Source organism: Paramesorhizobium leguminum (assembly GCF_003217235.1).
GTDB lineage: Bacteria > Pseudomonadota > Alphaproteobacteria > Rhizobiales > Rhizobiaceae > Paramesorhizobium > Paramesorhizobium leguminum.
Genome location: NZ_QJTF01000004.1, coordinates 196,187 through 211,582 on the forward strand (window position 1 = coordinate 196,187; position 15,396 = coordinate 211,582).

Annotated in this window: 8 protein-coding genes; 1 reads left to right on the plus strand and 7 read right to left on the minus strand. The window is 62.1% G+C overall.

Annotation, left to right across the window (positions count from 1 at the left end; genetic code table 11):
• Window positions 1-71 precede the first annotated feature (71 nt).
• The gene (xylB, locus tag C7477_RS05280; RefSeq protein ID WP_110749831.1) at window positions 72-1,523 is read left to right on the plus strand and encodes a xylulokinase; all 1,452 of its coding nucleotides are present in this window, start codon (window positions 72-74) and stop codon (window positions 1,521-1,523) included.
• Window positions 1,524-1,749: 226 nt separating this feature from the next.
• On the opposite strand, the gene C7477_RS05290 is transcribed toward xylB, so the two are convergent.
• The 7 genes from C7477_RS05290 to polA all read right to left on the minus strand — a co-directional run bounded on the left by C7477_RS05290 (window position 1,750) and on the right by polA (window position 14,924).
• A complete protein-coding gene (locus C7477_RS05290; protein WP_110749833.1) occupies window positions 1,750-2,676 on the minus strand; it encodes a carbohydrate kinase family protein in 927 nt (308 codons plus the stop codon).
• Window positions 2,677-2,761: 85 nt separating this feature from the next.
• Entirely contained in the window at window positions 2,762-3,508 is a 747-nt protein-coding gene (locus C7477_RS05295) for an SDR family NAD(P)-dependent oxidoreductase (RefSeq protein ID WP_110749737.1), read from the minus strand.
• Between the two features lie 131 nt (window positions 3,509-3,639).
• The gene (locus C7477_RS05300) at window positions 3,640-5,886 is read right to left on the minus strand and encodes a transglycosylase domain-containing protein (protein WP_110749740.1); all 2,247 of its coding nucleotides are present in this window, start codon (window positions 5,884-5,886) and stop codon (window positions 3,640-3,642) included.
• Window positions 5,887-6,219: 333 nt separating this feature from the next.
• Window positions 6,220-7,581: an esterase-like activity of phytase family protein gene (locus tag C7477_RS05310; protein ID WP_110749744.1), complete on the minus strand. Its 1,362-nt coding sequence runs from the start codon at window positions 7,579-7,581 to the stop codon at window positions 6,220-6,222.
• 242 nt (window positions 7,582-7,823) lie between these two features.
• The gene (locus tag C7477_RS05315; RefSeq protein WP_110749746.1) at window positions 7,824-9,410 is read right to left on the minus strand and encodes a putative bifunctional diguanylate cyclase/phosphodiesterase; all 1,587 of its coding nucleotides are present in this window, start codon (window positions 9,408-9,410) and stop codon (window positions 7,824-7,826) included.
• A gap of 413 nt (window positions 9,411-9,823) precedes the next feature.
• A complete protein-coding gene (locus C7477_RS05320) occupies window positions 9,824-11,629 on the minus strand; it encodes a DEAD/DEAH box helicase (protein WP_110749749.1) in 1,806 nt (601 codons plus the stop codon).
• 349 nt (window positions 11,630-11,978) lie between these two features.
• Window positions 11,979-14,924, minus strand: a complete 2,946-nt coding sequence (gene polA / locus C7477_RS05330) for a DNA polymerase I (RefSeq protein ID WP_110749751.1) — start codon at window positions 14,922-14,924, stop codon at window positions 11,979-11,981.
• Between the last annotated feature and the right edge of the window lie 472 nt (window positions 14,925-15,396).

Sequence of the window (15,396 nt, forward strand, 5' to 3'; positions counted from 1 at the left end):
GGGGAGGCTTCCCCTCCACTCAAAATTGTGCAATCAGGACATGTGTTGGCCAGCGGGAGGATATGGCGATCATGTATCTTGGAATCGATCTCGGCACATCGGGCATCAAGGCGCTGCTGATTGACGACAATCAGCACATAACCGCGTCCGCCTCCGCCGCCTTGAATGTTTCACGCCCCCATTCCGGCTGGTCCGAGCAGAACCCGGCACACTGGATCGACGCACTGGAAACCGTGCTAGGCGTGCTGAAATCCACATTTCCGGCCAAGCTCGCGGCGGTGCGCGGCATCGGCCTTTCCGGCCAGATGCATGGCGCGACGCTGCTGGATCGCGATGGCAAGGTGCTGCGCCCTTGCATTCTCTGGAACGACACCCGGTCGTATGCGGAGGCAGCCGCGCTCGACGCCGACCCGCGCTTCCGTCAAATCACCGGCAACATCGTTTTCCCCGGCTTCACCGCGCCGAAGCTGTTGTGGGTAAAGCACAACGAGCCGGAAATTTTCACGCATGTTGCCAAGGTTCTCCTGCCCAAGGATTATCTGCGTTTCTGGCTCACAGGCGAATATGTCTCCGAAATGTCGGATGCGTCCGGCACCGGGTGGCTGGATGTCGGCAACCGCCGCTGGTCGCCGGAATTGCTCACCGCCACCGATCTTGACGAAAGCCATATGCCGTCGCTGATCGAGGGCACGGAGATTTCCGGCGTGCTGAAACCGGAGCTTGCTCGCCGCTGGGGCATGAGCGGCGAGGCGGTCATCGCCGGAGGCGGCGGCGACAATGCCGCTTCGGCCTGCGGCATGGGCGTCGTCTCGCCCGGACATGCCTTTGTTTCGCTCGGCACATCGGGCGTCCTCTTCGCGGCCAATAGCGCCTATCTGCCACGCCCGGAAAGTGCGGTGCACACCTTCTGCCATGCCTTGCCGGATACCTGGCATCAGATGGGCGTCATCCTTTCGGCAACCGATGCGCTCAACTGGTATGCGGAGATCGCCCGCTCAAGCCCTGCCAATCTTACCGCGGAACTGGGTGACACACTGAAGACCCCCTCGGGCGTCACCTTCCTGCCTTACCTTTCGGGCGAGCGGACGCCCTATAATGATGCCGCCATTCGCGGCGCCTTCGTCGGCCTCGGTCGCGAGAGCGACCGCGCCACGCTGACCCAGGCCGTTGTCGAGGGGGTTTCTTTCGCCTTCCGCGATTGCCTTGAGGCCCTTGCCGCTGCCGGGACAAGGCTTGACCGTGTGACGGCGGTGGGCGGCGGCTCGCGCTCCGATTACTGGCTGAAGGCAATCGCCACGGCGCTCGATCTGCCGGTGGATGTGCCCGGCGATGGCGATTTCGGCGGCGCGTTCGGCGCGGCGCGGCTGGGCCTTATCGCGGCGGAGCAGGCCGACCCCTGGGCCGTCTGCACCTTGCCCATCATTGCCGAGACGGTAGAGCCGGAAGCGCGCCTGCGGCATGCCTTCGACGACGCCTACGCCCGCTATCGCGCGCTCTATCCGGCGCTGCGGAGTTTAGCTTAATTTTAGATGGGGAGGTGCTGGTGGGGCACTACACCCCCCTCTGGCTTGCCAGCCATCTCCCCCTCAAGGGGGGAGATTAGCTGATACGGGTGGCATCCCCAATTCTTTTACGTCAGCGATTGATGCTGGCATTGATGAAGGTGTAATCTCCCCCCTTGAGGGGGAGATGTCCGGCAGGACAGAGGGGGGTACTGTGCCCCACCAGCGTTCCATCAATAACTTGGCTCTAATCCGCCATCTCGCTCTGCCAAGGCGGATTGGCTCCCGCGCGCGAAACAGTCACCGCCGCGGCGCGCACGCCGAGCGCCACGCAAGCATGGACTTGATCTTCCGTCAAACCCGCGACAGCGTCCTTGGTCAGCAGCCCCTGCCGGTGGAGGCCCACCAGCACTCCGGCATTGACCGTATCGCCTGCGCCCACCGTATCGGCGACCGCAACCTTGACGCCGGGCACGCTGATCTTGCCGCGCGCCGTATAGGCATCGGCGCCCGCCGCGCCGCGCGTGATGATGATGAGCTTCGGCCCGCGTGTCAGCCAGTCGGCGGCGATCCTGTCATGGTCGCTGCCTTCCTCGAACCAGTCGATATCCTCATCCGACAATTTCACGATATCGGCCATGGGAATCATGCGGCGCATTCGCTGCAGGTGCTTTTCCCGGTCGGCGATAAAGCCGGGGCGGATGTTCGGGTCGAGCATAATGACCCGGCGCCCCGCCTCGCGCGCCATCAGCGTCTCGTAAGCGGTGCCGCAAGGTTCCGGAATCAGGCTGATCGCGCCGAAATGCAGCGCCGTAACGCGGTCGTCCAACTGTGGCAGATCGGCTTCGCTCAGCATCCGCCCGGCGGTGTTCTCGTCATAGAAAGCATAGCTCGCCTGGCCGTTGACGAGCCGCACGAAGGCGAGCGTTGTCGGCCGGTCGGAAGTCACGCAGAAGGAGGTATCGACATTCGAGCGCGTCAGCGTCTCGCGCAGGATATCGCCGAGAAAATCCGAGGAAAGACCAGACAGGAAGCCCGCCGGCGCGCCCAGCCTGCCGACGGCGATGGCCGTATTGAACAGCGCTCCACCCGCGTGGGGGGCAAAGGCTGGCTGGCCATCTGCCGTCTCGCGCGGCAACATATCGATCAGCGCTTCACCGCAGGATAGGATCATGCGGAATTCCTCCATGTTTTTGTCTGATATATCCGGGAATAGGGAATAGGGAATAGTAAGCAGCGATCTTCTCCTACTCCCTACGTCACACATGCTGGCCGCCATTGATGAGGATTTCCGAGCCGGTGACATAGGAAGAGGCCTCCGTGCACAGGAAATAGATGGTCTCGGCCACTTCCGAGGTCTGGCCCAGACGGCGCAGCGGCAGTTGCTCGACGAGCTTTTCCGTACCCGGCGACAGGATCGAGGTTTCGATCTCGCCCGGCGCGATGGCGTTGACGCGGATGCCGTGCGGCCCGAAATCCGATGCCATCTCACGCGTCAGCGCAGCAAGTGCCGCTTTCGAGGTCGCATAGGCGGTCCCGGCGAAGGGGTGTACCCGGCTTCCGGCGATCGAGGTGACGTTGACGACCGAGCCCTTGGCTGCTTCCAACTCTTTAAAAAGCCCCCGCGCGAGCATGATCGGCGCGAAGAAATTCACCTGGAACACATCGCGCCACACCTGCATTGGCGTCTCGATGGAATTGAGCCGCCGGCCGCCTCCTGCCTTGGGTGAAATGCCCGCATTGTTGACAAGCGCATCGAGCCTGCCACCGTCCGCCTCCAGTCGCCGCCGGATTTCGGAGATGCCGCGCCCGATATCTTCCGAATCGGCGAGATCGATCCGTATGTGGTCGTCTGGCCCGGCGGGCCATGGGCAATTTTCGGAAAAATCCTGCCGCGAGCAGGTAATGACGCGCCACCCCGCGCGCGAGAAGCGTTTGACGGTCGCATGGCCTATACCCCGGCTCGCCCCGGTCAGTACAAGCGTTTTTCTGGTGGTGTCGGTCATGAGGGCACCTTTGTTGAGTGCCTTTCATAGACTACAGGGGAGTGAATAGTGAATGGTGAAATAGTAAAATAGTGAATGGGTGCAGGTCCAGCCTGTTCGCTATCCCACCATTCACCATTCACCATTCACCGCTATTGCGAATTGCCCATGATGATATCCAGCAGCGTGGTCGGCTTGCCGCTCGGCTGCAGGCCGCCGCCGACATCGGCGGGCGGCACCGGGCCTCTCGCGGCGACCGGAACCCTGTCGATCATGCGGGTCGAGCCGGTCGGCATGTCCGGCGCGGGCGGCCAGTAGCCGTCATCTTCGCTTGCCACCGGCACCGGCGCGTTCTGGTCGTAGGGCGAGGGCGCATTCGTAGCAGGCAGTTCGTCGGTGCCGCCAGGTATCACGTTCTCGATGTTGTAATGGCCCGGAAGCTCGGCGATCGGCACGCCCTTATGCGCCGCGACCATGAATTCCTTCCACGCCGCCACCGGCAGGGAGCTGCCGCTCACCTTCTTCATCGGCTTGCCGTCGTCATTGCCGAACCAGACGCCGGTGGTGAGGTTCGCCGTATAACCGATGAACCAGGCATCGCGGAAATCCTGGCTGGTGCCGGTCTTTCCCGCCGCAGGCCAGCCGAACGCGCCCTTTTTCGCCGTGCCATCCTCCACGGTCCGGCGCAGCATGGCGTTCATCATGCCGACATTTCTCTCGTCAATCACCCGTTCCCCGGCGGGCTGCTTGTTTTCATAGAGCACCTTGCCGTTCGCATCCGTCACGCGCTGGATCAAATGCACCGGCGCCTTGTAGCCGCCATTGGAGAACGGAGTGAAGGCATCCGTCAGTTCGAGCAGCGTCACCTCGGAGGTGCCGAGCGCGAGCGAGGCGTTGTTCTCCAACTTCGACTGGATGCCGAGCCGGTGGGCGGTGTCGATTACGGTCTTCGGTCCCACCTCCATGACGAGCTGCGCGGCGACGGAATTGAGCGAGTGCGAAAGCGCCGTCGCCAGCGTCACCTGGCCGAAATATTTGCCATTATAATTGCCCGGCGTCCATTTGCCGATCTTGATGGGCGCATCGTTGCGCACCGAATCCGGCGTACGTCCCTGTTCGAGCGCGGCGAGATAGACGAAGGGCTTGAAGGTAGAGCCCGGCTGGCGCTTGGCCTCCGTGGCGCGATCGAACTGGCTGTTGGCATAGTCATAGCCGCCCACCATGGCGCGCACCGCGCCCGTGCCGTCGATGGAGACGAGCGCGCCCTGGCTGACATTCATCTTCTTGCCATTGGCGGAGATGAGATCGCGGATCGCTTCCTCGCCGGTCTTCTGCAAATGCAGGTCGATGGTGGTCTCGACGGTCACGTCGTCCTTGGTCTCGCCGATCAGCGCCGGCAGTTCCTGCATCACGCGGTCGGCGACATAATTCTCGGAGCCCGACCAATAGGCGGCGGCGCGCGTCGCGGGCTCGCTCATGGCCTCCGCGAGTTGCGTTTCCTTGATCATGCCCTGCTCGCGCATGGCGTTGAGCACGAGCTTCGCCCGCGCCGATGCGGCTTCCGGGTCCCGCGCCGGCGAAAGCCGCGAGGGGGCTTTCAGCAGCCCAGCCAGCGTCGCCGCTTCCATCAAATTCACATCGTGCGCCGATTTGTCGAAATAGCGGCGCGAGGCGGCAGCGACGCCATAGGAACCGGAGCCGAGATAGACCCGGTTCAGATACATCTCCAGGATCTGGTCCTTGGTATATTTGTGCTCCAACCAAAGCGCCAGCATCACCTCCTGCACCTTGCGCTCGATGGTGCGCTCAGGCGTCAGGAACAGGTTTTTCGCAAGCTGCTGTGTAATGGTCGAGCCGCCCTGCACGGTGCGCCCGCTCAGGATGTTCGTGACCACCGCGCGGGCAAGGCCGATCGGATCGATGCCGAAATGCGAATAAAAACGCTTGTCCTCGATGGCGATGACCGCCTGCGGGATATAGGGCGACATGTCATGCAGCCCGATGGCCTCGCCGCCGGTCGTGCCGCGATTGGCGATGAGATCGCCTTTGACGTCGACGATCTTGACGTTGGGCGGCCTGTCCGGAATCGCCCAGCTGGTCGTCGGCGGCATCTTGGCCGCGAAGTAGACGACGACCCCGGCAGTCGCGATGCCGCCCCAAAGCCCCAGGACCAGCGACCAGTAGACCATGCGGCGTACGAGCCCGAAGAAGCCGCGGCGCTGGCCCCGGCCGGAACCTCTGCGGCTGCGTTTCGATGGGGCTTTTCGGGAAGCCTTGCGGCGTGGAGCACGCGCGGCACGATCGTCATCGTCAACGCGCAAATCGTCGTCCCGTTCGTCACGGGGCTTATTCCCGAACGATGGTTCGATCCGTCCGTCCCTCTCTCCGCCCGAAGCCATGTCTTCCCTCAATTCGTCTATCACGTACCCGTGTGCGTTGCAGGGTAAATGCGGCGGTTTAAAGGGACGTTACGGTGCCTGTTAACGGGAGAATGGGGGGATAGCTAGGGTAGCTCGTTATTTGGACGGAATCGCCAGGCACCCCCCTCTGCCCTGCCGGGCATCTCCCCCTCAAGGGGGGAGATTGGCTGACATCCCCCTTTGCCTTCATTCTGCAAGGTTTGCGATTGGTGCCGCATGTTGATGAAGGCGTAATCTCCCCCCTTGAGGGGGAGATGCCCGGCAGGGCAGAGGGGGTACTGCCCCACCAGCGTTTCCTCTTGAAGGCCAAGCCTACTTCGCCTTCAAAAACTCCCCCACCTCCAGAAGCACGAACTCATTGTCATCAGCCTTGTTCACAGCGCGACCGGCGGAGAACGGCAGATTGTTGTCATTACCGACGATGATATGATTTTCATCCACCACATCGACATTCTCGATGGTCACGAAAGGCATGGTGTAAATCCCTTCCGCTCCGCCCTGACGCGCCTTGCCGCCAGCATCCTTGATATCAAGCAGGTCGATATAACCGATCTTGCGGACAGCGCCGCCGGCATTGGCGTCATTCATCTCGATCTTGTAGATGCGCTTGAACTTCGCGGGCGTCGAGAAGCAATCGGGCTGCGGGTTCTTGGGGTCGGCGCAAGCCTTCGCCGCCGCACCCGCGCCATTGTCGCGCTCGATGACGAGGCCGGTGGTATCATCGATCATGTTGAAATCGCCGATCGCCTGGCCGCCATCGCCGAGCGGATAAAGCCAGCTGCGGCCTGTCCACTTTTTGCCCGCGATGTCGAATTCGATGATACGCAGCGCGGGATTGTCGCCCACCTTTTCCACCGCGCCGTCGGCGAGATAGCGCGGGCCTTCCAGAAGCGCGTAGAGCTTGGCTCCATCCTTCGAGCGCGCCATGCCCTCGTAACCGCCGGAGCGTTTCAGATTGAAAGAGGGGTTCTTCGCGGTCGGATTTGCGGGAAGGGCGAGGGAAGGATAGTCCGGCGACTGCACGGGCGCGCCATCCACCACCGTCTCCACCACATCGGTCACCTTGCCGGTTTTGTCGACACGGACAAGGAACGGGCCGAATTCCTCGCCGATCCAGAAGCCGTCGTCCACCGGCTGGATCGATTCCACATCGAAATCGGAGCCGGTGAGATAGCGCTTGTCCGTGCCTTCCAGCGTAATCGGGAACGGCACTTTTTTGTCGGGATCGGAGAGAAAGAGCGTCTCGATGCGCTCGACCTTGCCGCCGTCCCAGTCGAGTTTGACGTGATGCAGCATGAGCGCGGTGTCGGGTGAATTGAGCTTGTTGCCAAAGCCATTGTCGGAAAGCGTCCAGAAGGTACCGTCGGCAACCGCCTTGATGCCGGAGAAGCCCTGCAGCGGCTGGCCGTCCAGAGGCAGCGAGATGCCCGTCGGGCGGTTCTCATCCATGCCCGGTACGGTGCCGATGCCTGTCGCGCGGTGGCGGTTCTTTGCGGTGAATTTTCCGGAAGTTTTCAGATGTTCCGGCGCATCTTCCGGCGCCTTGATGACCGAATTCGCCGGTAGGATGGCCTGCGCTTTCAGCGCGGCGGGAAATTTCGTCTCTTGCGCGAAAGCCGGAGTGAAAGCAAACGCGACGATGGCCGCGGTTGTCGATAGAAGAAACGCTTTCATGAAAAGACCCCATCGTTGAGAGATTATCGATCCTCTTGGCGAATAGGGCCTGTCCATGTCGGCTGGTTGACGCTCCCATGAAGCTTTGATGAAGGGAGGGTTGCTCAATTGAACAGTCGAGCCATGCCCCTCATCCGCCTGTCGGCACCTTCTCCCCGCAGGCGGGGAACAAGGAAGAGGTGGAAACGCTGGTGTCCCCCTCTCCCCGTTTTTACGGGGAGAGGGTAAGGGTGAGGGGCAGCCTACGCGGCCACCGCACCGTCATGCTCGCGCAGAAGAACCGCGACGTCTTCCACCGTCATCGGCTTGGCATAGTAAAAACCCTGCACCTCGGTCGCGCCTTCATTGCGGGCAAAGGCGAGCTGCGTCTCGTTTTCCACGCCTTCGAGGGTCGCCTCCATCTGCAGCGCCTTCGACAGGCTGATCATCGATTTGATGATTTCGGCGCTGTCACTCTTTTCGAGATCGCGGGTGAACGAGCGGTCGATCTTCAGCCGGTCGAAGCGGAAGCGGCGCAGGTTGTTGAGGCTGGAGAAGCCGGTTCCGAAATCATCCATGGTGAGATGAATGCCCAGTTCGCGCACCCGCTCGATGGCGCTGATGACGCGCGGCGAAGGCTCAAGCAGCAGGCTTTCAGTGATTTCGAGGTCGAGACGGTCGGGCGAAAGCCCACTCTCGCGCAACGCCTCTTCGATCTTGCCCACAAGCCCGCAATCCTTGAACTGGACCACGGAGAGATTGACCGAAACGCCGACAGGCGAGGGCCATGTAGCGGCGGCGCGGCAGGCGTCGCGCAGCACTTGCTGGCCGATCGGGATAATCATGCCAGAGCGCTCGGCGATGGGGATGAACTCCACCGGCGAGATCATGCCGCGCTCCGGATGTTTCCAGCGCAGAAGCGCTTCGAAACTGCGCAAACGTCCCGTCGAGACCGAATAGATCGGCTGGTAATAGACCTCGAATTCGCCGCGCATGATGCCCAGCCGCATTTCCGTTTCAAGTGCGGCCTGATGATCGCGGATGAACTGCAATTCGGCGCTATAGAAGCGATAGGCGCTGACGGGCTCTCCCTTCGCCTCGTAGAGCGCCAGATCGGCGCAGCGCAAGATATCGGAGCGCGACTTGCCGTCATGGCCGATTCTTGCGATGCCGATGCTGGTATTGGGGATTATTTCTGCGTCGCCGAAGGGGATGGGCTGCGTCACTGCCGTGATCAGGCGGTCGGCGAAGTTGCTCGCGTCCTGTTCGCTCGACCCAAGAAAATGGACGATGAAAAACTCATCGCCGCCCAGCCGCACCACCACATCGCCATCCACGGCCGTCTGCTTCAGCCTGCCGGCAACGGAGATGAGCACATGGTCGCCCGCCATATGGCCCATCGTATCGTTGATGTGCTTGAAATCATCGAGATCAAGCAGATAGGCGTGCGCCCGGCGTGTTTCCCATTGCCCGGTCGAAAGCCCTTCCTCCATCGCTTTTGCCAGATAGGTGCGGTTGAAGAGCCCGGTCAGCATATCGCTGTGCGCTTGGCGGCGCGTCAATTCCTCCGCCTGCTCGAAGCGGCGCATCTGATCGAGATAACGCTGCTGGCTATGGCCGAACCGGCGAAACAGGCCGCCCAGGATAAATGGCAGGAACAGCATTAAAAAATGCATGATCGTGCCGGTGAAGGTCGCCAAAGCATCGCCGGCAAGCCCCATCAACAGCCGAAAGCGCGTATCGATAAGAAAGCCGGAAGCAGCAAGAAGCGCGCCGAGGCCCAGACCTGAAATGAGATAGGCGCGCTCCAACTCGCGCAGCCTGAATTTATTGGATGCCTTGAAGAACATCGCCCCACAATCCCCGCTTTAAATCCCACCGCGTTTCCCCGCGCGGCAGAATTTCCCCTTTGGATTGCAGTTTCCACGAAGTTCTTAAAAATTGAATTAACTGGAGCCGGCTGTTGAAGTGGCCGAATATTTGGTCGTTCTAAAGTATCGCAAATAGAAACCCCAGTGGGACGGTGTGCTCTCTCCCTTGCGTGGGCCGGCTCGCGCCCTCCCTCCCCCTTGCGGGGAGGGTGGCCCGAAGGGTCGGGTGGGGGTGGCAGAGGCAGCGTCAAGGTCATCGTCGGGAGCGCAAACGTCACCACCCCCATCCGCCCGCTCCCGCGGGCACCTTCCCCGCAAGGGGGAAGGAGACGCGAGCCCGGCCGCCACGGCAAAAGGTATACCTCGCGATACCGTTATCAGGAATCGCCGCCTTAACGCGGCTTCTTCGCCTTTACCGGCTTGTCGCTGCGATAGGGCTTGCCGGCGTTATCCTTTTTCTTCCAGGCTTGCGCCTTCGGCTCGGACCTGTCCTGGGAATAAGCCTTCTGCGGACGTGGGGCGGGTGCTCCAGACGAACCGCCATCCGCCACAGGACGGATCGTCACGCCCTTTTCGCCGCTGCCGCGCTCGCGGACATTGGCGAGATATTCATCGGCCTTCGACGCGGTGATCTCGAAACGCGTCTCCGTTTCCATAATGCGGATCGAGCCGACATCGCTCTTCGTCACATCGCCGGCCTTGCAGATCATCGGCAAGAGCCAGCGCGGATCAGCGCGGTGCTTGCGGCCGAGCGAGAGCGAGAACCAGGCGCCGCCGCCCTCGAATTTCTCGAACCGTCCCTCGCGATTGCCCCGTTCCGGGCGCTCCGTCCAGGTGCGTTCGCCCCGCTCGCCATCCTTGCGACCGCCATCGAGCGGGCGGACGGGCGCTTCGGAAAGCTCTTCCGGGGCCGGACGCGCGGCAAGCTCGCGGCGCAAATAAGCGGCGGCGATCTGTTCAGGGGTGTACAGCGCTTGCAGTTCCTTGATCAGGTCCAGCTCATCCTCGCCGACCGCTTCCGACAGCACCGGATCGTGCAGGATGCGCTCGCGGTTCTTCTTCTGGATGGCGGCAATGCCGGGCGCGCTGACGGTTGCTGCGTCCAGCTTCGCCATCTGCAACAGTCGCTCCGCGCCGCGGCGGCGCGAATAGGGCACCACCAGAACGCAGGTTCCCTTGCGCCCGGCGCGGCCCGTGCGCCCGCTGCGATGGAGCAGCGTTTCCGGGTTGGTCGGCAGATCGGCGTGGATGACAAGATCGAGATTGGGGAGGTCAATGCCACGCGCGGCAACGTCGGTCGCCACGCAGACGCGCGCGCGTCCGTCGCGCATCGATTGCAGCGCGTTGGTGCGCTCCGCCTGGCTGAGCTCGCCCGAAAGCGACACGACGGCGAAGCCGCGATTGGACAAGCGGCTGGTCAGGTGCTTCACCGCCTCGCGCGTCGAGCAGAAGATGATGGTGTTCTGCGCATCGAACAGCAGGAGCGTGTTGATGATGGCGTTCTCGCGCTCACGCGGCTGGACGACCATGGCCTGATAGCTGATATCGCCATGCTGCTCTTTTTCATTCGCTGCGGAAATGCGCAAGGCATCGCGCTGAAAACGCTTGGCGAGCAGGGCGATGGGTTTTGGCACCGTGGCGGAGAAGAGCAGCGTGCGGCGATCATCCGGCGCTTCGCCCAGGATGAATTCGAGATCCTCGCGGAAGCCGAGATCGAGCATCTCGTCGGCCTCATCGAGAACCACGGCCCGCAAGCTCGACATATCCAGCGCATTACGGGTGATATGGTCGCGCAGGCGTCCCGGCGTGCCGACGACGATATGCGCGCCCCGCTCCAGCGCCCGGCGCTCGGTGCGGATATCCATGCCGCCGACGCAAGTGGCGATCCGCCCGCCGGCTTCCGCATAGAGCCATTCCAGCTCACGGCTGACTTGCAAGGCGAGTTCGCGCGTCGGCGCGATGATCAGCGCCAGCGGCGCGCCCGGCGCATCGAAACGCCCGGCATCGTCAAGCAGGGTAGGGGCGATGGCGATGCCGAAGGCGACCGTCTTGCCGGAGCCGGTCTGCGCCGAAACCAGCAGGTCGGCCCCTTCGGCTTCGGGCGCCAGTACGGCGGTCTGGACGGAAGTGAGCGCCGTATAGCCACGAGCGGCAAGAGCGCCGGACAGCGCCGGAGCGATGGAAGAAGGCAGGGACATGGATGACTTTCGCTGGCACGGCCGCCGCTGCCTCGATCCTTGCGGACCCATGCGGTTTTTGAAGCGGCGGGCGGTGCGGGATAAATTACGTTTGGGTGGTCTTTAGCGGGTTAGGTCTTTTCCGTCAATAAGCGGAAGTATTCGCGCTTTGACACACCCCCCTCTGCCCTGCCGGGCATCTCCCCCTCAAAGGGGGAGATTAGCCTTTATCAATGCTTGGCATCAGTCGCGGAGGTCGAAAAACCAAGTGGTGCGCGCCGTATCGGCCAATCTCCCCCCTTGAGGGGGAGATGCCCGGCAGGGCAGAGGGGGGTATCTGGCGCTCCATCAAAGATAATAATAACTGCCTTCAATGCGCCTCGTCCCAGTTCTGCGCCGCACGGGCGTCCACCCGCAACGGCACTGAAAGCGAGACGGCGGGCATGGCTGCATTTTCCATGATGTGGCGGACGATCGTGATGGTTTCCTCCACCTCTTTGTCCGGTGCCTCGAATACCAGTTCGTCATGGACCTGCAACAGCATCCGCGCGGAAAGCTTCGCCGCCGCGAGCGCATCATCCATGCGGATCATGGCATGGCGGATGATATCCGCCGCCGAGCCCTGGATAGGCGCGTTGATCGCCGCGCGCTCGTTGAAGGCGCGCATCTGCGGGTTGGATGAGCGGATTTCCGGATAATGCGCGCGCCGCCCGAAGATCGTCTCCACATAGCCATTCGCGCGCGCAAACGCCTTGGTCGCCTCCATGTAATCGCGAATGCCGGGGAAGCGCTCGAAATAGGTGCGGATATATTGCCCGGCTTCCTCGCGCGGAATGGAGAGCTGGTTTGCCAAACCGAAGGCGGAGATGCCGTAGATGATGCCGAAATTGATCGCCTTGGCGCGCCGGCGCACCTCGGATGGCATACCCTCGACCGGCACGCCGAACATTTCCGACGCCGTCATGGCATGGATGTCCATATCCTCTGCGAAAGCCTGCTTCAATTGCGGAATGTCTGCGACATGCGCCAGCACGCGCAGCTCGATCTGGCTGTAATCGGCGGAGATGAGCTTGTGACCAGGCGCGGCGATGAATGCCGTCCTGATCTTGCGGCCCTCCGTCGTGCGGATCGGAATATTCTGCAGGTTGGGATCGGACGACGACAGCCTGCCCGTGGAGGTGGCGGCCATCGCATAGCAGGTATGGACCCGCTTGGTCTCAGCGTGGATGAAACCCGGCAGCGCATCCGTATAGGTGGATTTGAGCTTGGTGAGCTGGCGCCAATCGACGATCTTGCGCGGCAGTTCGTGACCGGCCGCGGCCAGATCCTCCAGCACCTGCGCCGAAGTGGACCATTGGCCGGTCTTGGTCTTGGAGCCGCCGGGAAACCCCATCCTGCCGAACAATATGTCGCCAAGCTGTTTCGGCGAGCCGATGTTGAAGCGCTCGCCGGCGAGCTTGTAGATCTCGTCTTCTATCGCCGCCGCCGATTGCGCCAGGTCGCCGGAAAGGCGCGACAAGATCTGCCGGTCGATGGAAATGCCGCGCGCCTCCATGCGCGCCAGCACCTCGACCAGCGGGCGCTCCAGCCGCTCGTAGACGGTGGCCATGCCTTCCGCCGCAAGGCGCGGTTTCAGCGCGCGCCAGAGCCGCAGCGTCACATCGGCATCCTCGCCCGCATAGGCGGTGGCGCGTTCCAGATCGACCATGTCGAATGTGACGGAGGAGCGACCGTTGCCCGTCACGTCTTTATATTGGATCGTCTTGTGGCCGAGCCAGCGCTCCGACAGGCTGTCCATGCCATGGCCGCCGGGCCCGGCATCGAGCGCGTAGGAGATCAGCATCGTATCGTCGAAAGGCGCGATGTCGATGCCATGGCGGTGCATGATGAGCCAGTCGAACTTCATGTTCTGGGCGATCTTGAGAACCGAGCGGTCCTCCAGCATCGGCTTCAGCGCCGCCAGCGCCTGATCGAGCGGGATCTGCCCTTCCAGCATCCCGCCGCCCAACAGATCGCCCGCGCCGGATTTATGCGACAGCGGCACATAGGCCGCCCGGCCCGGTGCCAGCGCCAGCGAAAGGCCGATCAGCTCGGCCTGCATCGGCAGGAGCGAATTGGTCTCGGTGTCGAACGCGACGATGCCGTTCTCCGTCGCCTCATCAATCCATTGTTGCAACGTGGCAAGATCGCGGATGCAGACATAGGTCGTCGTGTCGATCTTTTCGGCAATCGCCGCGTTGGCGCGGGACTTGGCAAGCTCGGCGGGCGTTACCCCTCCGCCGCTCCCTGCCGGCAAGGAGGGGGAAACATCCGTCACCTCCACTTCCACGCCGACAGCCACCGTCACGCTCACTTCCATGTCGGGCCCATGGGCCGCGGCGCCCCACTGCGTCTCCACCGGCACCGGCTCGATTTCGGCGGCGTCGGTTCCCGTCGTCTCGGCGACACGGCGGGTGAGCGAGGTGAACTCCATCGCCTTCAGAAAGCCGATCAGCTTCGGCCCGTCCTGCGGGTCGAGCACCAGTTCATCCAGCTCGACGTCGATGGGCACATCGTTCTTGAGCGTCACCAACTCCCGCGACAGCCGCGCCTGCTCGGCAAACGTAATGATGTTCTCGCGCCGCTTTTGCTGTTTGATTTCGGAAGCGCGGGCAAGAAGCGTATCGAGGTTGCCATACTCGCCAAGCAACTGCGCCGCCGTCTTCGGCCCGATGCCGGGAATGCCGGGAATATTGTCGGTCGAATCGCCGGTGAGCGACTGCAGATCGATCATCTTTTCCGGCGGGACGCCCCATTTCTCGATCACTTCCGGGATCGAGATCTGCTTGTCCTTCATCCCGTCATACATCTGCACCTTGTGATTGACGAGCTGCATCAGATCCTTGTCGGACGAGACGATGGTGACGTCGCCGCCCGCTTCCACGGCGAGCCGCGCATAGGTGGCGATGAGGTCATCGGCCTCGAAGCCTTCCTTCTCGATGCAGGGCAAATTGAACGCCCGCGTCGCCTGGCGGATGAGCCCGAACTGCGGGATTAGATCTTCCGGCGGCGCGGTGCGGTTGGCCTTGTATTCGGAATAGAGCGTGTTGCGGAACGTCTTCGAGGAATAGTCGAAGATGACGGCGAAATGGGTCGGCACAATCCCGACATCCGTATTGCGCGCGTCCTTCAAAAGCTTCCACAGCATGTTGCAGAAGCCCGAAACCGCGCCGACGGGCAGGCCGTCGCTCTTGCGGGTGAGCGGGGGGAGAGCGTGATAGGCGCGGAAGATGTAGCCCGAGCCGTCAATGAGAAAGAGATGATCGCCGTTTTTCATGAAGGAGATTTAAAACAAACCGGCGGGAAATGGAACGAAATCTCTGTCAGGAGATCAAGCATGATCCAAAAAAGTTGGCGCGCTTTTGGATAAGATCATGCGACTGGGGAAGGTCGCGTGGACAGTTATGTTTCCGCGTGACGATGGCCGCGAAGCCTCTCACTCACCTCACGATTCTCACGAGTTTGTTACAAACATGTAACGTTCCGTGCCCTTGAATCGCCATGTTTTTCCGCCAAATCTAGCGCCGTCGACGCCATGTCGATATCCGGATTTCCGGCCCGTCCCCCGCCGGACCCCGGATTTGGCGGCAGCCTCATCCCCCCTCTCCGGGCTGCCGCTAATATAATGATCTGACCGCTGCGATACCCCCCTCATCGCAGCGGTCAAATCTTTTTTGGGCCTGCCGTTCAATCCAGTTTCTCAAGCTTCTTTGTATGCACAATCCTGCAAAATCAATTAGTGTGCGGGC

Coding starts and splice junctions, on each gene's coding strand:
- polA (WP_110749751.1), bottom strand. CDS start 14,924: ATGAAAAACGGCGATCATCTCTTTCTCATTGACGGCTCGGGCTACATC.
- C7477_RS05315 (WP_110749746.1), bottom strand. CDS start 9,410: ATGTTCTTCAAGGCATCCAATAAATTCAGGCTGCGCGAGTTGGAGCGC.
- C7477_RS05290 (WP_110749833.1), bottom strand. CDS start 2,676: ATGATCCTATCCTGCGGTGAAGCGCTGATCGATATGTTGCCGCGCGAG.
- C7477_RS05295 (WP_110749737.1), bottom strand. CDS start 3,508: ATGACCGACACCACCAGAAAAACGCTTGTACTGACCGGGGCGAGCCGG.
- C7477_RS05320 (WP_110749749.1), bottom strand. CDS start 11,629: ATGTCCCTGCCTTCTTCCATCGCTCCGGCGCTGTCCGGCGCTCTTGCC.
- C7477_RS05310 (WP_110749744.1), bottom strand. CDS start 7,581: ATGAAAGCGTTTCTTCTATCGACAACCGCGGCCATCGTCGCGTTTGCT.
- C7477_RS05300 (WP_110749740.1), bottom strand. CDS start 5,886: ATGGCTTCGGGCGGAGAGAGGGACGGACGGATCGAACCATCGTTCGGG.
- xylB (WP_110749831.1), top strand. CDS start 72: ATGTATCTTGGAATCGATCTCGGCACATCGGGCATCAAGGCGCTGCTG.